Origin of the sequence: Paraburkholderia sp. A1RI-2L, assembly GCF_048957375.1 — a bacterium.
Taxonomy (GTDB): domain Bacteria; phylum Pseudomonadota; class Gammaproteobacteria; order Burkholderiales; family Burkholderiaceae; genus Paraburkholderia.
Map to the genome: position 1 here is coordinate 56,168 of NZ_JARBTA010000004.1, position 25,563 is coordinate 81,730.

Below are 25,563 nucleotides of genomic sequence, written 5' to 3' on the forward strand. Positions count from 1 at the left end.
TGTGCCGGAACTATCGTCGAGCGTTGTCGAACCTTAGCAGCCGCAGAATGATGCGCGGCTGCTCGAATCTGGAGCAGAAATCGGATTCACCAAGGCGTTCGCGAACTCGAGGCAGCCTTGCGGCTACTTCTCGAACCAGTATTCGAACTCGGTATGGTTCTGGTTGAAGGTCTTGGAGTCGGAGGTTGTCTCTGCGCGCACGATGCCGCGAATACCGCGGAACTTGCCGGTACCGCCGGTGATATCCAACTCTGTGAGGTTCTTCAGACGGTTGCTGTCTGGCAGCTTGTGGTTGAGGAAATATCCACGCGCAAAAATCTTGTCGCCGTTCTCCATTCGGTATTCGACATAGCTGCGTCCCAGGCCGTTCAGATCGGTCAGATCGCTGGTGGCGCGGATGACGGCTTCTTTCAGAACGATGCCTTCGATTGTCTGGTCTTTGCCGCCGTAATTGCGCACCAGCTCGTATAGCCGCAGTTTGTGGCCGGGCACGTCACCGACGTCGAGGACATACTGCTGCGTGTACTTGTTCCCGCTCGCTGGTGCATCGAATGCGGCGATATGCGTCTCTTGCGCAATGGCGGTCGTGGAAGCGAAAAGCAAGCCGCATAGTGCCGCCATCATTCCAGGTTGCATGGTCTTCTCCCAGCGGGGAAACCTGAAGCACGCCAGCAAGATCGCGGGAGGCAAACGCAACGCGCCTGGATCGGCCGGCGAGGCCGGAGCCAGGGCGAATGCGTGTTGCCGGCGCATGCCGTGAAAGCCAGGGACGCCTAGGCCTTCAGCAGCTCAGCTGCGAAAGAATTCGCGTGCGCTACGGCCTCTTGCGCGTTGAGGAATACACCGAGCTGCTCCCAGTGCTCCTCGACCGCGTAGGTTCCGTTGATGCCGAGTGCTCTTTGAACGCGCAACTGCGCCGCGTACCTGCCGTCCTCCAATGGTCGTGCTGTCGCAACCACCTTGTGCGGAAGGCCGGGTCTTTCCGGCTGAACCAACTGTACAGGGCCTCCGGGCGCCCCGATATTGTTTAACTCGTTCCTCGCGTTACAGTCCGGGCAGTAGAAAAACCACGCCTCGTCGTCACGACTGAGTCGGACCTGCCCACGAGCCAGCACGGCACGACATTCAACGTTTTCACAGATGAACGGCATCGCAGTCTCCGGAGTTGTTTGGAGGAAAGCCTAGCATGTCTGCGGGCGGCCGGCCATCGGCGATGGTGCCGTGGCTGAAGCCAAAATCCGCGCCATTTCGGAACCGACGTCGTGGCGTTATGGACTGCGGAGCCGCATTCATATGACTACCGCGCAGACAGATCCTGCTGCGGGCGATTCGATGAAAGCGTTCTCGAAAGCGCCAACGGCGTAGCCGCTTCATCGAGCGCATCGAAGATACCCGATGCATCTTCGCAGCGATCAACCGCCTGCGCACTCACAATCTCATCCCAGAAGGATTCCGAACCATATTGCAGGCGCTGCGCATGCAAGCGCCGCGTATAAAGCTGCAGATCGAACTTCGCGGCAATGCCCATCGCGCCCAGCAGCCCATGCGCGCCGTTCGCGACCAGCGGCGCCGCTCGGCTTGCGCGCGCCTTGGCAATCGCGGTGGCGAGGCGCTGCTGCCCGCTGCGATGCGCGGCACAGCCCATCTGCGCAGCCGAGCGCGTGGCGGCAACGTGCCCCGCCATCGCGCTCAGTTGCTGCTGCGCCGCTTCGACTTTGCCGCATTTGCCGGATGATTCGTCAACCCGCTCGCGCGCGTTTACATAGTCGGCCGTGATGTCGAGCACGCGCTGCATCGCGCCCGCCATTGTGGCGGCCGTCACAAGCGCGCCCAACTCGGCGATGCCGCGCGCGGGCAGCGTACGTGCCGTGCGCGTATCGAAGCGCACAGTCGCGTCAAGTCCGTCGCCGTGTTTCTCCACGCAGGCTGTGTCGAGCGAGACGAGATAGACGCCTGCCGCAGTCTCGACCACGACCGCGTCGGCCACTTGTCCATAGGGCACGAAGGCCATGCGTTGCATGGAGTCGGCAATCGCCAGCGCGATCGGGCCGCGTGGCGCGTCCACCTGTGCGGCAGCCAGCAGATGGCGCGCGAGCATCGTGTGCGCGGCGGGCAACGGCAAGGCGTGCTGGCCGAACGCGAACAGCACGCCAGCCGCCTCGGCGAGCGGCAAGTCGGCGCCGCCTTGCGCCTTGGGCACGAGCGCGTCCAGCAGTCCGAGTGTTTCGAGTTGCCGCCAGAGTTCGCGACCCGCGCGGCGGTTGTGCGCCGCCTCCACGCCGCGCACGAATTGCGGCGTGCAGAGGCTGGCGAGCACCGCTTGCGCCGAAGCGGTCAGCATGTCGTCCATTTGCATCTCCCCTGGGTTGGCGTCGTTCCAGCATTTTTTGCGGGAGGCTCGCGAGCGCTGCCCGAGTCCGTCCGATTCTAGAATCGCGGTCAAGGCGAATCAACCGGGAAAAATCGGCGCTGCCGCGATTGATGCTTTGTTTAAGGCCTTGCTTCATTGCTGGGACGACGAATTCTCATTGATTCGCAAGGGAATTCGGGCGCGGCAGCGAAGCTTCGGGGTATACGCGCAGGCCGTTCCGATTCGCGCATCAGTTCATTTCGAAATTGGAAATGACGTGATGTGCGTGCAGTAGTTGCGTATGCAATTGATCGGCGGCGTCGATGCGGGTGCCGAACGCGGCCGAGGGTTTTCCCTTGGCTGTAGGGCGCAACGGCCACCCTCAGGCACGCACCTAGGGGCAATTGCCGACTTCCACCGAGCCGAACGCCGGCTTTTCCGAAAACTAATTGTTAGCGTGGCGGCGCTCGACCACACTGGCACCTGTTCGATAGTGGCAAGCCCGGTGTGCCAGTCGGCCCGTTGGACCGAGGCCACCGCAGAATGATTCGATATGCGAAATAAAAAGATACGGTAAGCCTTCACACAAAAGCCCTCGAGGCACCGGAGGAGACATGACCCGTTTGAAGCCGCGCGTCGCGCAGGCATTCGCCGCACTCGCCGCACTGAGCGGCCTCTTCGCCCCGGCTCAGGCCCACGCCTCCGAATGGAAAGTGGGCGTCGAACTGCCGCTCACCGGGCCGCTCGCGCAGGCCGGCACGGAGATGTACCGCGGCATTCAGGTGGCCGCCGACATGTTCAACCGGCGTCATCCTCAGGACAAGATCACGCTGGTCACCATCGACGACGAGTCGAACCCCGCCAAGGCCATAGCGGCGGTCGAACAGCTTGCCTCGCAGCACGTGGTCGCCATCGCGGGCGCGGCGAACTCGAATTGCGCGGGCCCGGCCTCCGAGGCCGCGAGCAAGGCAGGGCTCGTCTACGTGACCTCGGGCGGCACCAGCGACGACATGGTCACGCGCGGTCTCAAGAACTTCTTTCGCGTGAGCAACACGCCCGGCTATACGAAGGGCATGTCGGGACTCTTCGAGACGCTCGGTGTGAAGTCGGTGGCCATCGTCTACTCGACCAAGGACGCGACTAGCGACCTCGCGCGCCAACTGGATGCGGCGCTCAAGGCCAAGGGCGTGACGACGTACCTGCATGCCTACGACCCTTCCATTCGCGACTTCAAGCCTCTCATCAACAAGGTGAAGCTGCGGGACAAGCCCGACGCCATGGCCATGCTCGGCTACGAGAACGACTACGTGGGAATTCTGCGTGCCTCGCGCGTGCTCAAGCCCGAGGTCAAGGCGATTGCGGCGCCGTGGGCCTTCGCGAGCCCGAAGATGGCGCAGTCGTTTCCCGAACTCGTGCCCAACGTGTACGGCGCGACGGTGCTTGCCTCACCCGCCGACTATCGCTCGGCGGACCAGCGCGACTTCTCGGACACCTATCAGCGACTCTTCAAGACCGTTTCGAACTATCAGTCGCAAACCTCGTTCGTCTACGCGCAACTACTGTTCGACGCTGTCGCCAGCGCGCAGAAGGCGGGCACGCTCGACAAGGGCGGCCTTGCCGACACGCTGCGCGCCACGCAACGCGACGACACCTTCATCGGCAAGGTGAGCTTCGATGCGCGCGGCGACAACCCGCACTACGTCGCGCACATGGGCCAGTTCGCTGCCAACGGTCAGCTCGCGCTCGTCTGGCCGGCACAGTACGCCACCGCGAAACCCGTCTATCCGGGCGTGCCGTGGTGAGCCCGCGCGTTCTCGCGCAATAACGCTATAAAAAACGCCATAAAACCGGTTTGGAGAACTCGATGTCCCGCAGCACTTCTCGCAACACGAACAACGCCGGGCGCGGCAAAGGGCGCGGGTTCGCACGCGCAATGATCAACCTTGGCGCATGTGCGCTCGCGCTGCTAGCCGGCACACCGTCCGCGTTCGCCGACGTGTTGCCGGTGGGCGTCGAGCTGCCGCTCACGGGAGCCATGGCGCGCGCGGGCACCGCGCAGCTCGAAGGCATCAAGGTTGCGGCCGACCTGTTCAATCGCAGCAACGGCAAGCACAAAATCGCGCTCACCGTGATCGACGACGAAGCGCAGCCGGCCAAGGCCGTCTCCGCCGTGGAGAAGCTCGCTTCGCAAGGCGTGCTGGCGATTACCGGCGGCTACGGCTCAAACGCCGTGAGCCCGGCTTCGGAAGCCGCCGACAAGGCCGGTCTCGTCTACATCACCTCGGGCGCCGTCGACAGTGCGATCACCTCGCGCGGTCTCAAGCGCTTCTTTCGGGTGGGCCCCGCATCGGGCTATTCGAAGGCCGTGCTGGCGCAGCTGGATGCGATGGGCGTGAAGTCGGTGTCGATCGTCGCTTCGACGAAGCAGGCGACCACCGACCTGAGCAACGACGTCTCCACGAAGCTGCGCGCGAAGGGCGTGACCGTCACGGTGCATGCGTTCGATCCCACCATGACGGACTTCAAGCCGCTCGTGAACAAGATCCGCTTGCAGGACAAGCCCGAAGTCATGCTGATGATTGGCTACGAAAACGACTATATCGGCATCCTGCGCGCGGCGAAGGTTCTCAAGCCGCAACTGAAGGCGGTGATGGGCACATGGTCGCTTGCCACGCCGAAGATGGCCGCCGAGTTTCCCGACCTCGTGAACAACGTGATCGGCTGCGCGATGTTGCCATATCCGGTGCAGTTCGCGAGCGCCGAGGGCAAAGCCTTCGTCGACGCCTTCGTGACCGCGTACAAGAAGGAACCGGACTACGCCGCCGAGTTCGCCTTCGTGCAATCGACGCTGCTCTTCAACGCGATGGCGCGCGCCGCCGACGCCGGCACGCTCAAGAAAGATGGCATTGCCGCGGAACTGCGCGCGAAGCCGCAGGACACGCTGATCGGCAAGGTGAGCTTCGCGGCGAATGGCGACAACCCCTCGTTCGTAAACTACGTGGCGCAGATTCAGGGCGAACGCATCGTGATCGTGTGGCCGAAGGAGCACGCTACGGGCAAGCTCAACTATCCGGCGCTGCCATGGTGAGCGCGCCGCTTTTGTCGCAATCGCGGATTTGAAAGAGGAGGTCGCGATGAGCGAACTCGTATTGCAATCGCTGTACTCGGGGGTGCTCGTGGGCGGTGCGTATGCACTTGTCGCGCTCGGGCTTGCCCTCGTGTTCGGCTCGATGCGCGTCATCAATCTCGCGCATGGCGAACTCGTGCTGCTGGCGGCCTATATCGCCTATACGTTCGAGACGCGCCTGAACCTCAACCCCGTGTTCGCAATTCCAGCGGCGATTCCGGTGGTATGCGCGGCCGCGGTGGCCGCGTGGTATCTGGTGAGCCGCATCAAGAGCGACCGCGAGCTGAACTCGCTGATCCTCACCTACGGCATCGGCATCGTGCTCACCAACGCGGTGCTGCTGGGCTGGGGCGCCGACGTGCGCTCGACCGGCAACCCCTGGCTGCAAGACAGCGTGACGCTAGGCAATCTGCTTGCGATGCGCAGCGAAGTGCTGTCGTTCGGCATCAGCGTCGTGCTGATGCTCGCGCTCTGGTGGTGGCTCTCGCGCTCGTGGTATGGGCGCGCGGTGCGCGCGATCTCGAGCAACCGCGACGCCGCGCGCCTCATGGGCATCGATCCTCGCAAGACCGAGCTGGTCTCGTTCATCGTGGCGGGCGTGCTGGCCTCGTGCGCGGGCGTGTCTATCTATGCGTCGAGCGCCGTGCAGCCTTCGATTGGCGAGGCGCTCACCGTGAAGGCGTTCATCATCACGGTGCTCGCGGGCGTGGGCTCGATACCTGGCGTGCTGGCGGGCGCGATGCTGCTAGGCATTACCGAGGCGCTGACCGTCACGCTCGCGAGCTCCGCATTGCAGGAACTGGCCGGCATGCTGCTGTTCCTGATCGTGCTGTACGTGCTGCCCAACGGCCTGTTCGGCGTAGCGAAGAGAAGAGGGTGAGGCCGATGACCACCATGTCCAAACTGGCGTCGAAACCGCAGGCGGCACGCGCCTCCTGGCCCGCCGCGCGTCTTGTCGCGCTGGCCATGACGGTGGCGCTGCTCTATGTCGCCGTGCCGCTCGCGCTGGGGCACAACCTCTACCTGATGAGCCTGGCCGTGGCCTCGCTCACGATCGCGGCTATCGCGCTCGCGTGGGCCTTGCTCGGCAACCTCGGCGGCATGGTGAGCTTCGGGCACAGCGCATTCTTCGGCGTGGGCTCCTATATCTCGGCGCTGCTCACGCTGAAGGAGGGCTGGCCCGTATTCGCGGCAATCGCGGCGGGCGGCGTGGGCGCGGTTATCGCCTCGCTTGCCATGGCGCCGGCATTGCGCCTGCGGGGGCCGTACTTCGCGCTGGCCATTCTCGCGTATGCGCAAATCTTCCGCATCGTCGCGACCGAATGGTCCGGCCTCACGGGCGGTGCGAGCGGCCTCTCCAGCGTTCCATCGTTGCCTGTAGTCGCGGGCTTCGACTTCGGCAGCAAGGTCGGCGGTTATCTGATCATCCTGACGATCGTGCTGGTCTTCGCACTGATCTATGCAAAGCTGCGCGGCTCCAACGTGGGGCTCGCGCTGCGCGCGATGCACGAATCGGAAGACGCCACGCGCGTGGTGGGCGTGAACAGCGTGATGCTCAAGCTCGCGATGCTGATGCTCTCCGCGCTCATGACGGGCCTCGTGGGCGCTTTCAACGCGCACTACATCAACTTTCTCGAACCCGACTATGCCTTCAACGCGAGCTGGGCCGTGGTGCCCATCATCGCGGCGATCTGCGGCGGCTATCGCACCATACTCGGGCCGCTGGTGGGCGCGGTGTCGGTGTATCTGATCGATCAACTGGTGCTCAAGAGCCTGTTGCCCACCGGGCATCAGATTGTACTTGGCATGCTGCTCGTGGCGATGATCATCGTGAGCCCGGCGGGGCTGACCGCGCTGCGCCTGAAACGTACGCGGCGAGGTGTCTATGCAGCAGGCTAAAGGCAAGACTGCGCTGCAACTGCAGGACGTGTCGATTCGCTTTGGCGGCATCACGGCGGTGAGCGGCGTTTCGCTCACGCTCGACACGCACGACGTGGTGGGCCTCGTCGGCCCGAACGGCGCGGGCAAGACCACGCTGTTCAACGCGGTCTCCGGGCTCGTGCGTCCCACCAGCGGCTCGATCCGCTTCGCGGGCGTGGACCTGCTCAAGACGCCGCTGTACCGGCGTGCGCGCATGGGCATCGGGCGCACCTTCCAGGTGCCGCAGCCCCTGCACGAACTCACGGTGCGCGAGAACCTCGTGGTCTCGCAGCGCTTTGGCGCGGGCCACGTGGACGACGCGCGCATCGACGAGATTCTCGAATTCATGGGCCTCGCCGGCAAGGCGCAGCGCAACGCGGCGACCGAACTGGCGCTCACCGAGCTCAAGGCGCTCGAAGTGGCGAAGGCGCTGGCGACCAATCCCAGGCTGCTTCTGCTCGACGAAGTGCTGGGCGGCCTGGAGACGGCAACCAAGCGGCGCTTCATGAAGACACTGATCGACGTGCATGAGCGCTATCAGGTAGGCATCCTGATCATCGAGCACGACATCGAGACGGTGATGAACCTGTGCCGCCGCGTGGCTGTGCTCAACTTCGGCAAGCTGATCGCCGACGGGCCGCCCGCCGAGGTGTTCCGCGATCCGGAGGTCGTGCGCAGCTACACCGGGGAGGCGGCCCATGCTTGACATCGTCGAAGTGCGCGCGGGCTACGGCGCGATCAACGTGCTATGGGACGTATCGCTGAACGTGGCGAGCGGCGAGGTGACCACCATCGTCGGCCCGAACGGTGCGGGCAAGACCACGCTGCTGCGCGCGATCATGGGGCTCGTGCCGGTCGAGCACGGGCAGATCCTGTTTGACGGCGCACCGCTTGGGGGTGTGCCCACGTGGCAGATGGCGCAGCGCGGCATTGCGATGGTGCCCGAGGGCCGCATGATCTTCCGCGATATGTCGATCGAGGAGAACCTCATGCTGGGCGCATTCTCGAAGACGCGCCGCGCCGGGGCCGCCCGGCAGATCGAGGAGGTCTACGCGCTTTTTCCGCTGCTCAAGGAGCGCCGCGCGTTGCCTGCGGGCACGCTCTCGGGCGGCCAGGCGCAGATGCTCGCGCTCGGGCGCGGCCTGATGTCCGCGCCGCAACTGATGCTGATCGACGAGCCATCGCTCGGGCTCGCGCCCGTGATGGTGCAGGAGGTGTTCGCGATCCTCGAACGGCTGAAGGTGGCGGGCCGTACGATCGTGCTGGTCGAGCAGAACACCCATATGGCGTTGCGGCTGGCGGATCAGGTCTACCTGATGCAGGGCGGCAAGGTTACGTTCGCGGCGCGCGCGAACGAGGTGGATGTCGAGGCGCTGCACGACAGGTACTTTGCGCGCTGAGGGTTCCGGGCGGGTGCAAAAACGGGATGCGCGGTCAATTCCAGATATCGTCAAGGGAAGCGGGATATCGGCCGCTTCATGGTGCGCCGTGGCGAACGCTAGCGGCATGAAGTCTGCGGCTGGTCCCTCGAAGATGGCCCGCGCTGGCTCTACAGCACGGGCCGGTTTGGCGCGACAATAAATGGATTATTCTCGCAGGGCGCGCGGGCCGGCACACCGTTAGCGCCCGCCCACCCGTGGAGCCGCCATGTACGTCCCAGCCCATTTCGACGAGTCCCGCATCGAGGTCCTGCACGCGCTCATCGCGCAGCATCCGTTCGGCACGCTCGTCACGCACGGCGCAAGCGGCCTGGACGCCAATCACATTCCGTTCGAACTCCTTGCCAATGAAGGCGCGCTCGGCACGCTGCACGCGCATGTCGCGCGCGCGAATCCGCTCTGGCAGGAAGTGCCCGACGGCGGCGAGGTGCTAGCCATCTTTCGCGCCGGCGACGCCTATGTTTCGCCCACCTGGTACCCGAGCAAACACGAGACGCACCGCCAGGTGCCCACCTGGAACTATGTCGTGGTGCACGCGCATGGCCGCATCCGCATTCGTGACGACGAAAAATTCGTGCGCGGCGTGGTGGCGCGCCTCACGCGCACTCACGAGGCGAACGAGGCCAGGCCCTGGAAAATGGGTGATGCGCCGCAGGACTATCTCGACACCATGCTCAAGGCCATTGTGGGGCTGGAGATCGAGATCACGCGCCTCGTGGGCAAGCGCAAGCTCGGACAGAACAAGGACGCGCGCGACATACACGGCGCGGGCGATGCGCTCGTGGCGCGCGGCCACGACGACCTGGGCCTGCAGATGCTCGAAATTGCCGCGCACAAGGCCGGGCAGGGCTGAAGCGCGCGCGGCGGATTCGCCTTAGCGCGCGTGGATCGATAGCCGCGAGTGGCCGATCCCACCGCCTTTGTCCACGCGGATCTGCGTGGCAATGCGCTCCTTGAGGCTGTCGACGTGGCTGATTACGCCGATCATCTTGCCGCTGGCGTTGAGCGTATCGAGTGCATCGAGCGCGATTTCCAGCGTATCGCCGTCGAGCGTGCCGAAGCCCTCGTCCAGGAACAGCGAATCGATCGAGGTCTTGTGGCTCACCAGATCCGAAAGCGCGAGCGCCAGCGCGAGACTCACGAGGAAGCTCTCGCCGCCCGAAAGCGTGCGCGTGTCGCGCGTGGCGTCGGCCTGCCAGCCGTCGACGATCTCCAGTTCGAGTTCGCCCGTGGACTTGCGGCGCAGCAGATAGCGCGCGTGCAGGCGGTCGAGATGGCGGTTCGCGAGCGCGAGCAGATGGTCGAGCGTGAGCCCTTGCGCGAAGCGGCGGAACTTGTCGCCCCTTGCGGAGCCGATCAGCGCGTCGAGCCGTTGCCAGAGATCCGCGTCCTGGGTTTGCGCTTCGATTTGCTCGAATAGCGCGCGCTGGCTTTCGCGCTGCTGCGCATCGCGTGCGAGCAGCCCGCGTTGCTCGCCTAACCGTTCGGTGAGCGCGGCGCTTTCCTTCTCCACCGTTTCGAGTTGCGCGTCCAGTGCGTCGGCGCTGGCCTCGGTGAGCGCTTGCGCTTGCAGGCGTGCGAGCTTGTCGCGCACGCTTTGCAGCAGCGCGCCAGCTGTCTGTTGCTCTTGCTCACGTTGCTGCTTGAGCGTCTGAAGCTGCTTGCGCGTCTCAGCAGGCAACAGCGCCGCGAGGAACGCGATGTGATCGGCAAACGGGCTGTTGGCGAGCGCCGCTTGCCATGTTTGCGTGGCTTCGTCGAGCGCGGCGCGCTGCTGCGCGAGCGTGCGTTCGAGATGGGTGCGCTGGCCGTCGAGCGTGTCCAGTTCGCGCGTGAGCGCATCGGCGCGCGCCACGCCGGCTTCGAATGCTTCCGCTGAGGCATCTTCCTGGCTATCGCTGCTGTGATCGATGTCGTCGAACAGGGAGGTCTGGTTCCGGCGTGCCGGATCAATTGGTTCGGATGTCGAAGTTTCCATGCCAATGGCCTTGCAGCGCTCGCGCCATCCCTGGACTTGCGCCTGCGCGGCGTCGCATTGCACGCGCTGGCGCACGAGCGCCTGTTCGAGCGCTTGCAGGCGGCGCTGCGTGTCTTGCCACGTGCGCCATTCGACCTCGCGTGCTTGCAGCCACGAAGCCGTGTCTTCGGGGACGGCGTCGAGCTGGTAGCCTCCTGTGCGCACCGCGTCGAGCAAGGTGCTGGCCTCGCGGTCGAGGTCGGCTTGCAGCGCGTCGCGTTCATGTCCGATCTCGGCAAGCCGCGCCTGCATGGCGTTGAGCGATTGCTCCAGCAACGCTGCATCAGCGCGCGCCGCCTGCAATGCGTCTGAGCAACGGTTGTTTGCCTCGCGTGCGCGAGCGAGCGCTTCCTCTGCCTGCTCGGCGGCGTCCAGATGCTGCTTGAGTTGCTGCGAAGTTTTCCCGGCTGATTCGCGAGCCGCTGCAATGCCTTCCGAATCTTGCCAGCCCGTCTCGCCAGTTGCGGGCTGCGCGGGGAGCATCGCGACGATCGCGTCCCATTCCTCGCGGCCCTGAGCGCCGCGCGTGGCGAGCTGCTCGTGCTGCGCACGCTGCTGTGCCTGGGTCGCGCGCAGCGCCGACAAGCCCTCCGAGCCTTCGCGCAGACTCCGCTCGGAGACCTGCAACTCCGCGCGAATCGCCTGCAAAGCCGTTTGCGTCGCCGACACATCGAGTGCGCGATACGCCTCGATTGCCGGGTGCTCGTGCGAGCCGCAGAGCGGGCAGGCCTCGCTGGGCCGCAATTGCTCGCGGTGCTGCGCGAGGCTGCGGATGATTTGCTCCTGTTCGAGCAGCTTCTGCTTGTCGGCCTCGCGAGCCTGGCATTGCGCATGCGTCTGCTGCAACGTCTTGAGCCCGGCGTCTCGAACGTCGATCTCCCGCTCCACGCGCGCCAGATTGGCCGCGAGCGCGCGCGTTTCCGCGGCGATCGCACGGCGGCGCTCCGCCACGGCTTCCAGTTGCTGCCAGCGGGTGGACGTTGCTTGTCCCGCCTGCCATGCGTCGCGCAGTTGCGCGAGCGGCCGGCCCGCAAGCCGCTGGGCTTGCGCGGCATCCAGCTTTTGCACGTTTGCGTCGGACTCGGCTTTGGCGCGCTCGGCGGCGGTGAGCTTCGCAGCATGCTTTTCGCGTTGCGCGCGCTGTTCGCCTTGTTGCCGCTGCAGATCGGCGCGCAGTTTTTCCCGCGCGGCAACATCGGCTTGCATGCGCCGGCGCTGATCGAACTGCTGACGCCATGCGCCGATCCGCTCGCCAAGCTGCGCGAGATTTTCATTGGCGCGGCAAAAGGCATCGAGTTGCTGCTTCTGCGCATCGAGCTTTTCGAATTCCGCGCGTGCGCCACGCGCGAGGCTCGCGGCAAGCGCGGTGGTCTTGCCGTACGCGCGCCGTTGCGCCGTGAGCCGCTCCGTGCGGTCGCGGTGCAACGCAACGAGGTCCGCGCTGGATTGCCGGCATGCTGCTTCCGCTTGCTGCGCAGCTTGAAACGCGGGGCGCAGCGCTTCCGCTGGCTCGCTTGCCGCAAGCCGCTCGAGTTCGGGCGCGGCGGCTTCAAGCGCGCTCACCGCCGTGGCCAGGCGCGCCTGCGCCGAATTCGCATCGGTTTCGGCCTGAGCGAGTTCGCGACGCCACTGGCGCTGAGCATGCAGCGTTTTCGCGTGCGTGGCGAACGCGCTCAACTGGCCTGTGAGCGTGCCGATTTCCTGCTCCATCGCCGCGCGCTGTTCGGCGCTCAGCAGTTCCATGCCGTCCGCTTTGGCGCGCAGTTGCTTGAGTGCGTCGCGCGCCTCGCCCGCGCGCTCGAATACCTTGCGCGAAATTTCGCCGTAGATTTCGGTGCCGGTGAGCTCTTCGAGCAATTCGGCGCGGTCGTTCGCGCTGGCGTTGAGGAACACCGCAAAGCCGCCTTGCGCGAGCAGCATCGAGCGCGTGAAGCGCGGAAAATCGAGCCGCGTGATTTCCGTCACACGCTTGAGTTTCTCGTTGATGTGAGTCGTGAGGATCGTGTCGCCGCCTGCGCCGCCGGGCGACACGCTCGCCAACTCCACGCGCGGCGCCTGCAATGCGCCGTCGACCTTGTCGCGCGCGCGGCGCTGGCTCCAGAACGCGCGATACACGCCACCCTTCACTTCGAAGACCACTTCCGCGAGGCAGTCCGCGGTATGGCGCGTCATGATCTCGTTCGCCGACGCGGACACCGTCTTCAGGCGCGGCGTTTCGTGATAGAGCGCGAGGCAGATCGCGTCGAGCAGTGTGGACTTGCCGGCCCCCGTGGGCCCGGTGATGGCGAAGAGGCCGTTATCGGCGAAGGGCGGCTGGGTGAAGTCGATATGCCACTCGCCCTTGAGCGAGTTCAGGTTCTTCAGGCGCAGGCTGCGGATCTTCATGCCTCGCCCTCCATGGTGGCGGCGAGCACGCTCTTGTAGCGCTCGGTGAGCGCGGCGCGTATGTCGTCTTCCAGCGTTTCGTGTGCGAGACGCTGCGCGAACACGTCGAGCGGATCGAGCTCGTCGAGCGTCACGCCCGCGCTGCCCGACCACTGCGCCACGGCATTGCCGCGTTCGCGGCGAATGCGCAGCACTTCGAGCGGCAGGCCTTCGGCCATCGCCTGGATGCGCGCGGGCAGGTCGGCCAGATAGTCGTCTTCGGCCACCGTTACTTCGAGCCAGACGGGCCGCTCCGGCGTGGCGTCGCTCGCGGCTTGAGCGACCTGAGCGACCTGAGCGACCTGAGCGACCTGAGCGAACGCGCCGGGCAGCGACTTCAGATTGCCCCGCAGGGCGACGAGCGGCTGAAACACCGGCACCGGAAGGGGCGTGACGGCTTCGAGGCCAGTCTCGCCCAGATCGACTAGCAGGACCTCCTTCTGTTGCGCGGCTTCATCGAAGCTCAGCGCGATGGGCGAACCGCTGTAGCGGATATGCGCGAGGCCGCCCACTTTCTGGGGCCGATGGATATGCCCGAGCGCGAGGTAGTCGACGTCCGGGAAAGCGCTGGTAGGGAACGCATCAAGCGCGCCCACGTAGATCTCACGCACCGATTCGCTCGCGCTCGCGCCCACCGTGGTGAGATGACCCGTGGCGATGAGCGGGACATGGCGGCCAAGCTGCGCGCTCAATAGTTTGCGCGTGCTCTGCGCTTGCGCGCGTACGGCCTGATAGTAAGCCTGGATAGCGAGTTGCAGCGATTGCTGCTTTTGCTCGGCGCTCTGGCCATATTCGCTCTGCGTGACGTCGCGCGCGCGAATGAAGGGCACCGCGCAAACCACGCAGCCCGGCGTGGCGCCCGCGCCGCCGCCGCCGCGTTGCGGCAACACGCGCACCTGGTTTGCGGGCGCATCGGCGGCCGGAACCACGCTTGCCGAGAGCTGCTCCAGCAACGCGCTGCTTTCGCGCAGCGTCGCCACCGAGTCGTGATTGCCGCCGAGCAGCAGCAGCGCCACGCCGGCCGCGTGCAGGCGCACGACAAGCTGGCTATAGAGCTCGCGCGCGTAGCTCGGCGGCGTGCCGGTGTCGAAGATGTCGCCGGCGATCAGGACCGCATCGACACCGTGCGCGTCGACTTGAACCATCAGCCAGTCGATGAGCTGCTGATGTTCGGCCTGGCGGCTCTTGCCCATGAAGTTCTGGCCCAGATGCCAGTCTGAGGTGTGAAGGAGGCGCATGCGGGGCGGATTTCGTTGGAGAGGCGGCCCGCATGGTGCGGCTTGAAGCGGGCGCAAGTGGGCAATTGTAGTGCAGGCGCTGCGCCGGAGCTCGATGGGGGCGGTGCGCAACCCGATGGCATGATGGCTGACGGCAGTGCGCTTCGCGCTATCATTGCCTCCATTACCGAATGCTTGAAGCGGGTTCGCCGGAGGCCACCCGATTCGAGCCGATTATTCAGCCGATCCAAGCCACCCATGGCCACAAAGAAAACGACTGGCAAGCGCGCCGCGCCGCCACCCGAGGAGATGCGCGACGACATCGACGCCGCCGAAACGGACAGCAACGCCGACAATAGCGCGGACGCGAACGCCGATGCAGAAGGCGCGCTGGCGTCCACCTATCTCGTGCCGGGGCTCGAGCGCGGGCTGCGCATCCTCGCCGAATTTTCGGCGCGCGAGCCCGTGCTGGGCGCGCCCGAACTGTCACGGCGCATCGGCATTCCGCGCACGACCACGTTTCGTCTCTTGCAGACGCTCGAAGCGCTCGGCTTCATCGAACGCGCCAACGGCGACCGGCAGTACCGGCTGAGCGTGGCGGTGCTGCGCCTCGGCTTTGAATATCTGAGCTCGCTCGAACTCACCGATTTCGGCACGCCGGTGCTGGAGCGCCTGCGCGACGCGACCGGCCTGTCCACCCATCTGCTGATACGCGACGAGCGCGACGTGGTGTTCGTGGCGAAGGCGCAAACGCGCGAGCCGATGTTCAGCTCGGTGAAGGTCCATGTGGGCACGCGCCTGCCCGCGCATGCGACCGTGCACGGCCAGGTGCTGATGGGAGACCTCACGCTCGCCGACTTGCGCGCGCTCTATCCCGAGAAGCAGCTCGAACGCTATACGGACCTCACGCCCGCGACCGTGGCTGACCTGTATGCGCGTGTGCGCGAATTCGCCCAGCAGGGCTATGCGGTGAGCGAAGCCTCGTTCGAGACCGGCATTTCGGTGGTGAGCGCGCCGGTGCGCGATCAGTCGGGCCGCATCGTGGCCGCGCTCACGGCGACCGTGCCGCGCTCGGACATCGGCGAGGCCGAGCGCGCGCCGCTGGTGGCCGCGGTGTGCGCGGCGGCACTGGATTTGTCGACGCGGCTCAATTACCGGCCCGCGCCCACCGACCCCACCGCGGCCCAGGCGGCTCTGGCCAATCAGGCGCCAGCCACCGCGGCGCGCAGCCGGGGCGTTCACACACCCTGATGGGTTTCGGCGCGCGTGCCGCGCGCCAACGTCCGGCTATCAGAACGAATGGTGGATGCCGGCGAGCACGATGGCCTGATTGCGCCCGCTCGACACGCCCGCGGTGAAGAAGGCGGCGTTCGCCTCGGAGTTGGCGCGCTGGTAGAGCGCGTTCACATAAACCTGCGTGCGCTTCGACAGCGAGTACACGTCGCCGATCATCACCTGAGTCCAGCGGCGGCCGTCCAGCGTGGAGGTGGCCGCGCCGCCCACGACGCTGTTGAACGCCGTGAACTGGTAGTTCGCGCCGGCGTCGTAGCTCTGGAACGTGTCCGAGTGGCCGTTGGACTCCAGCTTGGTGCGCGTATAGAGGCCGTGCACGAGCAGTTTGCCGAACGAATACGACGCGCCGACACCCATGTTCTCCACCTTGTCGGCCATATACGTGGCCGAGGGCTGGCCCTGGAACGTCGGGACGATGCCCGTGGTGGCGATCGCCACCGCGCGGTTGTGCTCGTTCGACCACGCGGCGCCAGCCTTGAATGGGCCGTTCGCATAACCAAGCGAAAAGCCCATCGTGCGGCCGGTCGAGAAGTTCGTGGTGTTGCCGAAGCCGAACATCGCGCCCGCCGTGAAGCCGTACCAGCTGGGCGAGCGGTATTTCACCGAGTTGTCATAGGGCACCACGCTGGTATCCGCGAGCTGATCGATATTGCCCGGATGGAAGGCGTACCAGCTCTGCCCCAGATACGCCGTGCTTAGCGGGGAAAGCACGTCGAATGAAAACGGTGTTTGATGGCCGAACGTGAGGGAGCCAAACTTGTCCGAGGCGAGACCTACGTACGCCTGGCGGTTGAACAGCGTGTTGGCCTTCGCCATCGCGCCCGTGTTCGTGTAAAAGCCGTTCTCCAACTGGAAGATCGCCTTGAGGCCGCTGCCCAGATCTTCCTGGCCGCGCAGGCCCCAGCGGTCGGGCTGTGTGTTGCCCTGTTCCATCATCCACTTCGAATGGCCGCCCACGTTGCTGATGTAGGCCACGCCCGCATCCAGACTGCCATATAGCGTGACGCTGCTCTGCGCCCATGCAGACGAGACGGCGCAGATGCCCGTCAACCCCGCGGCAATGAAGTGTTTCAAGTTGGTACTCCTGATCGTATGACGAAAAGCCAGGTTGATCGCCCGGCAGACCCAATTTCCTCGGACTGGTGCGGCGTGCTTCCAGCACCGTTGCGCACGCTTTATTGTGTGTTCCACCTATGGTTATGTGTGCTGTATGTGGAACGTTTTGAGCAGTATAGTAACTATCGCGCGACGCCAAAATACTTTTTTGGGACGGTAGTTCCCCCAGGTGCGGACCCGCCGCTGTTTGCTCCACACGCGCGTAAGTGCCTGCGCTGCAGGCGTTTTGGCAACTTGAGCGAGATCTTGCGCAACGTTGATCATGTCCTTTTCGAGATGCGCTCGGTGTTTTCCCCAGGAGCCATGAATTTCTGTTTTCTCGCCGCCTGAACGTTCCTATAATTGACCATACACGAACTGATGTTCCGTAGGTGGAACATAGCTGATCGGGAAAGGTGAGAAATGGCTGAAGAATGGCGTTGCGCCGGACATGCCGGCGATCTGTCCGAAGATGCGCCGCTCGAGTACAAGCTCGACGGCACGGAGATCGGCATCTACAAGGTGGGAGACGCGCTCTATGCGCTCGAAAACGTCTGCCCCCATGCATACGCGTTGCTGACGCAGGGCTTCGTCGATGGTGACACCGTCGAATGTCCGCTGCACGAAGCCGTGTTCCATATCCCAACCGGGAAGTGCCTCAAGGAGCCCGGCGGCCGCGATCTGAAGACGTACGCAGTGCGACTCGCCGGCGAAGAAATCCAGATCAAGGTGGAATGACATGCGAGAAGTCCCCGTGAAATTCAATCCGTGGCTCAAGCCCTGGCTCGCGCCGCAACCCAACAACGTCGCTGGCAAGGGCGTGATCGAGCAGCCGGGCCAGACCGAAAACATGGTCTGGCAAACGCGCAAGGCCGAGCCCACGCAATATGAGAACGATTTCGGCGATGCGCTAGAACAGGTGTTCGAAGCAGGCGCCGCCGAACTCGATGAAGTGGTTGCGGGCCTGAACCGCATCGGTTTTCGCACGCCAGAAGGCGCGGCATGGAACGCCGAGCGCCTCGCCGCCGAATTCCGTCTGCTTGCTGAATAAGCCAGCGCCCGGAACCACGGAAACACTGAACACGGAGACCCCACATGACGTCCCCCACGCCTGAAGCCGCCGGCGGCGCCGACCCGATTCGCGCCTATCTCGACCGCGGCATCAAGAACTACTGGTACCCCGTTGCGCCCAGCTGGCAAGTGGGCAACGCGCCCATCGGCATCACGCGCCTTGGCGAGCAGATCGTGCTGTGGCGCGATCAAGACGGCTCGGTCCACGCACTCGAAGACCGCTGCCCGCACCGCGGCGCGCGCCTCTCGCTTGGCTGGAACCTCGGCAACCGCGTGGCGTGCTGGTACCACGGCATCGAAGTCGACGGCAGCGGCACGGTGCAGAACGTGCCCGCCGTTTCGGCGTGCCCGCTCGAAGGCACGAAGTGCGTGAAGTCGTATCCGGCGCAAGAGCATGCCGGTGCAGTCTTCCTGTGGTTCGGCGACGAAGCGCACAAGGAACCGGCACCGCTGAACTTGCCCGAAGAACTCGTGGGCGAGGAGTACGCGAGCTTCCTTTGCATGTCCAACTGGAAGTGCAATTACCAGTACGCGATCGACAACGTGATGGACCCGATGCATGGCGCGTATCTGCACGCGACCTCGCACTCGATGGCCGAAGGCGACAAGCAGGCCGATATGCGCGTGCGCAAGACCGAGTCCGGCCTGATGTTCGAAAAAGTCGGCCAGCGCGACGTGAACTTCGACTGGGTCGAACTGGGCGAAACCGGCTGCCTGTGGATGCGCCTCGCGATTCCGTACAAGAAGAAGTTCGGGCCGGGCGGCAACTTCGGCATCATCGGCTTTGCGGTGCCGGTCGACGGCGACAACTGCCAGGTCTACTTCTGGCGCACGCGCAAGGTGCAGGGCTGGCAGCGCGATGCATGGCGCTTCCTCTATCGCAACCGCCTGGAAGGCCTGCACTGGGACGTGCTCGAGCAAGACCGCTACGTGCTGGAAAGCATGGCGCCGAACGCACGCGATCACGAATTTCTTTATCAGCACGACGTGGGCATGACGCGCGTGCGCCGGATGCTGCGCCAGCGCGCCCAGCAGCACTTCGCCGAACTCGATGTGCTGCGCGCCCAGCAAGCCAGCGCCACGCAAGAAGCAGGGCACAGCCATGCATGACGCCACGCTTGCGGCGCAAGCCTCGCTCGCCGGCCGCCGCGTGATCGTCACGGGCGGTGCGCGAGGACTCGGCGCGGCGTTCGTCACCGCGCTGGTTCAAGCTGGCGCACGCGTGACCTTCGGCGACGTGCTGCACGAAGCGGGCGAGGCGCTGGCGAAGTCGCTGGCGGCCAGCGGCAATGACGTGGCGTTCGCGCCGCTCGACCTCGCGCAGCCCGAGAGCATTACGGCTTTCGTCGATGGCGCCGCGCACCGCATGGGCGGCGTGGATGCGCTCATCAACAACGCGGCCATCACGAACTCGGGCGGCAAGTTCGCACACGAGATCAGCGTGGCCACGTGGGACGCCGTGATGGACGTGAACGTGCGCGGCACCTGGCTCATGTGCGCGGCGGCGCAGCGCTGGCTGCGCGAGTCGGGCTGCGGCGCCATCGTCAATATCGCTTCGGATACCGCGCTTTGGGGCGCGCCGAAGCTGCTCGCCTACGTGGCGAGCAAGGGCGCCGTGATTGCGATGACGCACTCGCTCGCACGCGAGTTCGGCGCGGACGGCATCACCGTCAACGCCATTGCGCCGGGCCTCACTGAAGTGGAAGCCACGGCCTACGTGCCGGCCGAGCGTCACGCGTACTACCTCGAAGGGCGCGCGTTGCAGCGTGCCCAGGTGCCCGAGGACGTCTCGGGCCCGGTGTTGTTCCTGTTGTCCGACGCGGCGCGATTCGTGACCGGACAACTGCTGCCGGTGAACGGCGGCTTCGTGATGAATTGATTTCGTAGAACTGAAGACGCGTTCGAAAGAACCCAAGGAGAAAGCAATGGCCGATGTCGAGATCGAGAGCAAGTCGTGGGATCGTCCCGCCGATGCGAGTTTTGACGACTGGATGAACAGCCGCGTGGCGCGCTACGAAACGCGCCGCTACGACTGGGACGCCCTGAAGTTCCAGGCCGATTACGACCCGAAGTACCGCCGCGCGCAAATGCGCTACGTGGGCACGGGCGGCACCGGCGTCGCGAAGGACGTGAACACCGTGCCGGCTGGCAACTTCACGTTCTCGACCATGGTGATTCCGGCCGGCAACATCGGTCCGAGTCATATTCATATGGACGTCGAGGAAATCTTCTTCGTGCTGCGCGGCAAGATGAAGGTGATCTGCGAGAAGGACGGTGAGACCTGGGAAGCCGTGCTCGGCGAGCGCGACCTGATCTCGGTGCCGCCAGGCGTGTATCGCACGGAAATCAATATCGGCGAAGAAGACGCGCTGATGTGCGTGATGCTCGGCTCGCCCAAGCCCATCACGCCGACTTACCCGCCGGATTCACCGCTCGCAAAGATCAAGCGCGAAGCGAAGTAAGGCGAAAGCGTCAAACCAGTCACTTGCGAAGCCCAACGGAACCCGAAGTCATGAACGAAGCGATGCACACAGCCGCCTCATCAGCCGCCGCGCTCGAAACGCGTCTCGCGCGCTTTGTGCTGCGCGACGCGCAAGCCGGCGAGGCGCGCGTGAGCTATCGCGAAGCCGTGGATGAGCGCGGTAAAGAGGCACTGCCGCTCGTGCTCCTGCATGGCATCGGCTCCGGCGCGGCTTCGTGGGTGCAGCAGTTCGAAGCATTGGGCGAGTCGCAGGACAGACCGCGCCGCGTGCTGGCGTGGGATGCGCCGGGTTACGGCGCTTCCACGCCGGTCGCGAACGCGTCACCCGTCGCAGCCGACTATGCGCGCGTGCTGGCCGACTGGCTCGACACGCTCGGCATCGAGCGCTGCGTGCTGGTGGGGCATTCGCTCGGTGCGATCATCGCGGGCGCTTTCGCGGCCGGGCATCCCGAGCGCGTGGCGGGCCTGCTGTTGATTTCTCCCGCCGCCGGCTACGGCGCAGCCGAAGCGGCCGTGCGCGAAGGAAAGCGCGATGCGCGCCTCGCGATGCTGGCCGAACTCGGCCCCCAGGGCCTTGCGGAGAAGCGCAGCGCCAATATGCTCTCGCCGCACGCGAGCGCCGATGCGCGCGCGTGGGTGCGCTGGAACATGGCGCGCGTCGTGCCGCAAGGCTATGCGCAGGCCACGCATCTGCTCGCGAATGCCGATCTCGCTACCGACCTCGCGCGCTGCGCCGGCAAGGTGCGTATGGCTGTTGCCGTGGGCGCGGAAGACACGATTACCCCGCCGCCGGCCTGCGAGCGGCTTGCGCACATTGCGCAGGCGCCGTTCCAGACCATGCCGCGCGCGGGCCACGCAGGCTATATCGAGCAGCCCGCCGCATATAGCGCGCTGATCGATATGTTCTGTGCTGAACATTAAGTACTACGGAGCTTATAGGCATGACACCCGACGTCGCCAACGCGTCCCCCGACGCCGACGCAGACCGCAACGACACGAGTTACCGCGTGCCGGGTCTGGAGCGGGGCCTGCGCATTCTGACCGAATTCTCGCCGCGCGAGCCGGTGCTCGGCGCGCCCGAACTGTCGCGCCGCCTCGGCATTCCGCGCACCACGGTGTTTCGCCTGTTGCAGACGCTGGAATCGCTGGGCTTTCTGGAGCGCGCCGACCGCGACCGCAACTATCGCCTCGGCGTGGCTGTGCTGCGGCTCGGTTTCGAATACCTGAGCTCGCTCGAGCTAACCGATCTCGGCCTGCCGCTGATCGAGTCCCTGCGCGACGACACGGGGCTCACCTCGCATATCGTGATTCGCGACGGACGCGACATCGTGTTCGTCGCCAAGGCCCAAAGCCATGCGCCCATTTTCAGCTCGGTGAAGGTCAACGTGGGCACGCGCCTGCCAGCGCACGCCACCACGCACGGCCAGGTGCTGATGGGCGATCTCACGCTCGACGAATTGCGCGCGATCTATCCGGAGCCCCAGCTCGAACGCTTCACGCCCTCCACGCCGGAAACGGTCGAAGCGCTCTACGAGCGCATTCGCGAGGACGCGGAGCGCGGCTACGCCGTGAGCGAGTCGTCGTTCGAGCGCGGCATCTCGGTGGTTTCCGCGCCGGTGCGCAACGACACGGGCCGCATCGCGGCCGTGGTGACGACGACCATTCCGCGCCCCGGCATCGACACGCAGCTGCTCGACAGCGGCCTGATCGACAAGGTGCGCCACACCGCCGACGAACTCTCGAAGCGCCTGAACTATCGTCCGCAGGCGTCGAAGGGCAATAGCAAGCGTACGGACTACATGAAGGCATTGGGGATCAAATGATTCAACTCGACTTGACTGGTCAGGTTGCAGTGGTGACGGGCGGCTCGTCCGGCATCGGCCTCGCCACCGCCGAACTCTTTCTGCGCGCGGGCGCATCGGTCGCGATCTGCGGCCGCGACAGCGACCGCCTCGCGCGAGCCGAGCGCGAATTGCGCGAGCGGCATCCGCAGGCGCAACTGCTGGCCGTGCGCTGCGACGTGCTCGACGCCGCCGACGTGGCCGCCTTCGCGGACGAAGTCGAAAAGCGCTTCGGCCGCGCCGACATGCTCGTGAACAACGCGGGCCAGGGCCGCGTCTCCACCTTCGCCAACACCACCGACGAAGCGTGGCGCGAGGAACTGGACCTCAAGTACTTCAGCATCATCCGCCCGACGCGCGCGTTCTTGCCGATGCTGCGCCACGCCGCGAAGCAGGGCGACGGTGCTGGTGGTGCTGGCAACGCCGCGATCGTCTGCGTGAACTCGCTGCTGGCCTTGCAGCCCGAGCCGCACATGGTGGCCACCTCGTCGGCGCGCGCGGGCGTGCTGAGCCTCATCAAGTCGCTCGCGGTGGAACTCGCGCCCGAGCACATTCGCGTGAACTCGATCCTGATCGGCATCGTGGAGTCGGGCCAATGGCGCCGCCGCTACGAAGCCGACGGCGAGGCGCAGGCCGCAGCCCAGAGCTGGGAAGACTGGACCCGCGAGCTCGCGCGCAAGAAACACATTCCGCTCGGCCGCTTCGGCCGCCCCGAAGAAGCCGCACAGGCGCTGTTTTATCTGGCCACGTCCCTGTCGTCCTATACGACGGGCAGTCATATCGATGTATCTGGAGGCGTTGCACGTCATGTCTAATCAAACCACCGTCGGCGAACTGATCGCCGCCTTCCTCGAACAATGCGGAGTCCAAACCGCTTTCGGCGTGATCTCGATTCATAACATGCCGATTCTCGACGCCATCGGCCGTCGCGGCAATATCCGCTATGTGGGTGCGCGCGGCGAAGCGGGCGCGCTCAACATGGCGGACGGCCTCGCACGCGTCTCGGGCGGCCTCGGCGTGGCGTTCACGAGCACGGGCACGGCGGCGGGCAACGCAGCGGGCGCGATGGTCGAAGCGCTCACGGCCGGCACCGCGGTTCTGCACATCACCGGCCAGATCGAAACCGAATACCTCGATCAGGACCTCGCCTATATCCACGAGGCGCCCGATCAATTGTCGATGCTCCAGTCGATCTCCAAGGCCGCGTTCCGCGTGCGCTCGGTCGAGACCGCGCTGCCGACCATCCGCGAAGCGGTGCGCATCGCGCAAACCGCGCCGAGCGGCCCGGTGAGCGTGGAGATTCCCATCGACATCCAGGCCGCGCTGACCGAGTGGCCCGCCGATCTGAGCGCGCCGCACCTCACGACGCTCACGCATGACGAAGCCCGCGTGGAGCAATTGGCCAACGAACTCGCGAAGGCGAAGCGTCCGCTGCTGTGGCTCGGCGGCGGCACGCGTCACGCGCGCGCTGCCGTGGAGCGTCTGGTGGCGCTGGGCTTTGGCGTGGTGACCAGCGTGCAGGGCCGTGGCGTGCTGCCCGAAGATCATCCGGCCACGCTGGGCGCGTTCAACGTGAGCCCCTCGGTCGAGCGCTTCTACAAGACCTGCGATGCGATGCTCGTGGTTGGCTCGCGCCTGCGCGGCAACGAAACGCTCAAGTACAAGCTTGGTCTGCCGCAGCCGCTTTATCGCATCGATGCCGACGCGCTCGCCGACAACCGCGGCTACCGCAACGCGCTGTTCGTGCATGGCGATGCCGCGCGCGTGCTCGATGCGCTCGCCACGCGCCTCGAAAACCGCATCAAGGTCGATCCGCAATTCGCCGCCGATCTGGCCGAAGCGCGCGAGATCGCCGTGTCGGATACCGCCAAGGGCCTCGGCCCGTATCGCCGTCTCGTGGAGTCGCTGCAGCGCGCCGTGGGCCGCGACTACAACTGGGTGCGCGACGTCACCATCTCGAACAGCACGTGGGGCAACCGCCTGCTGAAGATCTTTTCGCCGCGCGCGGGCGTGCATGCGCTTGGCGGCGGCATCGGCCAGGGCATGCAGATGGCGATTGGCGCGGCGCTCGCGAACGCCGCCGCGAAGACCGTGTGCCTCGTGGGCGACGGCGGCCTGATGGTGAACGTGGGCGAGCTCGCGACGGCCGTGCAGGAAAAGGCCAACGTGATGATCGTGCTGATGAACGATCAGTGCTACGGCGTGATCCGCAACATTCAGGACGCGCAGTACGGCGGCCGCCGCATGTTCGTCGATCTGCATCAGCCGGAGTTCTCGCAGTTCTGCGCGAGCTTGGGGCTGAAGCATTTCCGCCTGTCGTCGCTCGACGATGCCGACGCGGTGATTCAGGAAAGCATGGCGTTCGACGGCCCGGTGCTGCTCGAAGTCGACATGAAGTCGGTGGGCAGCTTCGAGACGGTGTTTGCGGGCCCGCCGGTGCGCAAAGAGGAGCCGCAACATGCATAACGGCCATGCGCCCATCGACATCGCCATGATCGGCTTCGGCGCGATCGGGCAGACGGTGTATCGCGCAGTCGCGGCGGACCCGCTCGTGCACGTCTCGCACGTGATCGTGCCCGAGAGTCACGCCGCCGCCGTGCGCGAGCAGGTGGACGGCGCGGTGGAAGTGGTGTCGTCGGTGCGCGCGCTGTCGACCCGGCCGCAGTTCGCGCTCGAATGCGCGGGCCATGCGGCGCTGGTCGATCACGTGGTGCCGCTGCTGCAAAGCGGCACCGATTGCGCGGTGAACTCGATCGGCGCGCTTTCCGACGTCGACTTGCTCGAGCGCCTCTCGCTCGCCGCCGATGAAGGCGGCGCCACCGTCACGCTGCTGTCCGGCGCGATCGGCGGCATCGACGCGCTTTCGGCGGCCAAGCTCGGCGGCCTCGACGAGGTGCTGTACACGGGCCGCAAGCCGCCGCTCGGCTGGCTCGACACGCCGGCGGAAAAGGTCTGCGATCTGCGCACGCTCACGAAGGAGCAGGTGATCTTCGAAGGCAGCGCGCGCGAAGCGGCGCGGCTCTTTCCGAAGAACGCGAACGTGGCGGCCACCGTCGCGCTCGCGGGCCTCGGGCTCGACCAGACGAAAGTGCGCCTGATTGCCGATCCTGCGGTCGAGCGCAACGTGCACCGCATCGTCGCGCGCGGCATGTTCGGCGAGATGTCGCTGGAGATGTGCGGCAAGCCGCTGCCCGACAACCCGAAGACCTCGGCGCTCACCGCGTACAGCGCGATTCGCGCGCTGCGCAACCGGGCCGCGCGCTGCGTGATTTGATGAACGAAGAGAC

Annotated in this window: 25 protein-coding genes; 19 read left to right on the forward strand and 6 right to left on the reverse strand. The window is 65.5% G+C overall.

The genetic code is table 11. The annotated features are described in order from the left end of the window. Positions 1-123: 123 nt before the first annotated feature. The 3 genes from PWP93_RS28735 to PWP93_RS28745 form a co-directional block, all read right to left on the reverse strand. Positions 124-753 carry a hypothetical protein gene (locus PWP93_RS28735; protein WP_421047062.1) on the reverse strand — a complete coding sequence of 210 codons (630 nt, stop codon included), beginning with the start codon at positions 751-753 and terminating at the stop codon, positions 124-126. Positions 754-773: 20 nt separating this feature from the next. Next, positions 774-1,151, reverse strand: coding sequence for a hypothetical protein (locus PWP93_RS28740; protein WP_421047063.1), 378 nt, complete (start codon positions 1,149-1,151; stop codon positions 774-776). A gap of 146 nt (positions 1,152-1,297) precedes the next feature. Next, positions 1,298-2,350 (reverse strand): acyl-CoA dehydrogenase family protein, encoded by a 1,053-nt coding sequence (locus tag PWP93_RS28745; RefSeq protein WP_421047064.1) that lies wholly within the window; start codon positions 2,348-2,350, stop codon positions 1,298-1,300. 614 nt (positions 2,351-2,964) lie between these two features. Here PWP93_RS28745 and PWP93_RS28750 point away from each other — a divergent pair. The 7 genes from PWP93_RS28750 to PWP93_RS28780 all read left to right on the forward strand — a co-directional run bounded on the left by PWP93_RS28750 (position 2,965) and on the right by PWP93_RS28780 (position 9,689). Then, a complete protein-coding gene (locus tag PWP93_RS28750; RefSeq protein WP_421047065.1) occupies positions 2,965-4,152 on the forward strand; it encodes an ABC transporter substrate-binding protein in 1,188 nt (395 codons plus the stop codon). Between the two features lie 62 nt (positions 4,153-4,214). After that, a complete protein-coding gene (locus PWP93_RS28755) occupies positions 4,215-5,438 on the forward strand; it encodes an ABC transporter substrate-binding protein (protein ID WP_421047066.1) in 1,224 nt (407 codons plus the stop codon). A 46-nt stretch (positions 5,439-5,484) separates the two neighbouring features. Beyond that, positions 5,485-6,357, forward strand: coding sequence for a branched-chain amino acid ABC transporter permease (locus tag PWP93_RS28760; RefSeq protein WP_421047067.1), 873 nt, complete (start codon positions 5,485-5,487; stop codon positions 6,355-6,357). Between the two features lie 5 nt (positions 6,358-6,362). Beyond that, complete coding sequence (locus PWP93_RS28765) at positions 6,363-7,376, forward strand: branched-chain amino acid ABC transporter permease (protein WP_421047068.1); 1,014 nt, start codon at positions 6,363-6,365, stop codon at positions 7,374-7,376. Next, positions 7,363-8,103, forward strand: coding sequence for an ABC transporter ATP-binding protein (locus PWP93_RS28770; protein ID WP_421047069.1), 741 nt, complete (start codon positions 7,363-7,365; stop codon positions 8,101-8,103). Before PWP93_RS28765 ends, PWP93_RS28770 begins: the two co-directional genes overlap by 14 nt. Further along, the gene (locus PWP93_RS28775; RefSeq protein ID WP_421047070.1) at positions 8,096-8,797 is read left to right on the forward strand and encodes an ABC transporter ATP-binding protein; all 702 of its coding nucleotides are present in this window, start codon (positions 8,096-8,098) and stop codon (positions 8,795-8,797) included. The genes PWP93_RS28770 and PWP93_RS28775 overlap by 8 nt, the downstream gene beginning before the upstream one ends. A 247-nt stretch (positions 8,798-9,044) precedes the next feature. Next, a complete protein-coding gene (locus tag PWP93_RS28780) occupies positions 9,045-9,689 on the forward strand; it encodes an FMN-binding negative transcriptional regulator (RefSeq protein ID WP_421047071.1) in 645 nt (214 codons plus the stop codon). 21 nt (positions 9,690-9,710) lie between these two features. Here the strand turns inward: PWP93_RS28780 and PWP93_RS28785 are convergent, their stop codons facing one another. Further along, the gene (locus PWP93_RS28785) at positions 9,711-13,238 is read right to left on the reverse strand and encodes an AAA family ATPase (protein WP_421047072.1); all 3,528 of its coding nucleotides are present in this window, start codon (positions 13,236-13,238) and stop codon (positions 9,711-9,713) included. Beyond that, positions 13,235-14,515: an exonuclease subunit SbcD gene (gene sbcD, locus PWP93_RS28790; RefSeq protein ID WP_421047073.1), complete on the reverse strand. Its 1,281-nt coding sequence runs from the start codon at positions 14,513-14,515 to the stop codon at positions 13,235-13,237. Before sbcD ends, PWP93_RS28785 begins: the two co-directional genes overlap by 4 nt. Positions 14,516-14,752: 237 nt before the next feature. On the opposite strand from sbcD, the gene PWP93_RS28795 reads away from it, so the two are divergent. After that, complete coding sequence (locus PWP93_RS28795) at positions 14,753-15,745, forward strand: IclR family transcriptional regulator (RefSeq protein WP_421047074.1); 993 nt, start codon at positions 14,753-14,755, stop codon at positions 15,743-15,745. Between the two features lie 39 nt (positions 15,746-15,784). On the opposite strand, the gene PWP93_RS28800 is transcribed toward PWP93_RS28795, so the two are convergent. Next, entirely contained in the window at positions 15,785-16,861 is a 1,077-nt protein-coding gene (locus tag PWP93_RS28800) for a porin (RefSeq protein ID WP_421028314.1), read from the reverse strand. 18 nt (positions 16,862-16,879) lie between these two features. On the opposite strand from PWP93_RS28800, the gene PWP93_RS28805 reads away from it, so the two are divergent. The 11 genes from PWP93_RS28805 to PWP93_RS28855 all read left to right on the forward strand — a co-directional run bounded on the left by PWP93_RS28805 (position 16,880) and on the right by PWP93_RS28855 (position 25,550). Then, on the forward strand, positions 16,880-17,233 hold the full coding sequence (locus tag PWP93_RS28805) for a hypothetical protein (RefSeq protein ID WP_421047075.1): 354 nt from the start codon (positions 16,880-16,882) through the stop codon (positions 17,231-17,233). A 72-nt stretch (positions 17,234-17,305) separates the two neighbouring features. Next, complete coding sequence (locus tag PWP93_RS28810; protein WP_035524399.1) at positions 17,306-17,620, forward strand: non-heme iron oxygenase ferredoxin subunit; 315 nt, start codon at positions 17,306-17,308, stop codon at positions 17,618-17,620. A gap of 1 nt (position 17,621) precedes the next feature. Then, complete coding sequence (locus tag PWP93_RS28815; protein ID WP_421028316.1) at positions 17,622-17,933, forward strand: recombinase-like helix-turn-helix domain-containing protein; 312 nt, start codon at positions 17,622-17,624, stop codon at positions 17,931-17,933. Positions 17,934-17,977: 44 nt separating this feature from the next. Beyond that, positions 17,978-19,063, forward strand: a complete 1,086-nt coding sequence (locus PWP93_RS28820) for a Rieske 2Fe-2S domain-containing protein (protein WP_421047076.1) — start codon at positions 17,978-17,980, stop codon at positions 19,061-19,063. Then, complete coding sequence (locus PWP93_RS28825) at positions 19,056-19,832, forward strand: SDR family oxidoreductase (protein ID WP_421047077.1); 777 nt, start codon at positions 19,056-19,058, stop codon at positions 19,830-19,832. Before PWP93_RS28820 ends, PWP93_RS28825 begins: the two co-directional genes overlap by 8 nt. Before the next feature lie 46 nt (positions 19,833-19,878). Beyond that, a complete protein-coding gene (locus PWP93_RS28830) occupies positions 19,879-20,415 on the forward strand; it encodes a cupin domain-containing protein (RefSeq protein ID WP_413188254.1) in 537 nt (178 codons plus the stop codon). 50 nt (positions 20,416-20,465) lie between these two features. Further along, complete coding sequence (locus PWP93_RS28835) at positions 20,466-21,356, forward strand: alpha/beta fold hydrolase (RefSeq protein WP_421047078.1); 891 nt, start codon at positions 20,466-20,468, stop codon at positions 21,354-21,356. 20 nt (positions 21,357-21,376) lie between these two features. Further along, positions 21,377-22,258: an IclR family transcriptional regulator gene (locus PWP93_RS28840; protein ID WP_421028320.1), complete on the forward strand. Its 882-nt coding sequence runs from the start codon at positions 21,377-21,379 to the stop codon at positions 22,256-22,258. Continuing rightward, positions 22,255-23,091, forward strand: coding sequence for an SDR family oxidoreductase (locus PWP93_RS28845; RefSeq protein WP_421047079.1), 837 nt, complete (start codon positions 22,255-22,257; stop codon positions 23,089-23,091). Before PWP93_RS28840 ends, PWP93_RS28845 begins: the two co-directional genes overlap by 4 nt. After that, complete coding sequence (locus PWP93_RS28850) at positions 23,084-24,742, forward strand: thiamine pyrophosphate-binding protein (RefSeq protein WP_421047080.1); 1,659 nt, start codon at positions 23,084-23,086, stop codon at positions 24,740-24,742. The genes PWP93_RS28845 and PWP93_RS28850 overlap by 8 nt, the downstream gene beginning before the upstream one ends. Then, the gene (locus PWP93_RS28855; RefSeq protein ID WP_421028323.1) at positions 24,735-25,550 is read left to right on the forward strand and encodes an aspartate dehydrogenase; all 816 of its coding nucleotides are present in this window, start codon (positions 24,735-24,737) and stop codon (positions 25,548-25,550) included. Before PWP93_RS28850 ends, PWP93_RS28855 begins: the two co-directional genes overlap by 8 nt. The last annotated feature ends 13 nt before the right edge of the window (positions 25,551-25,563 follow it).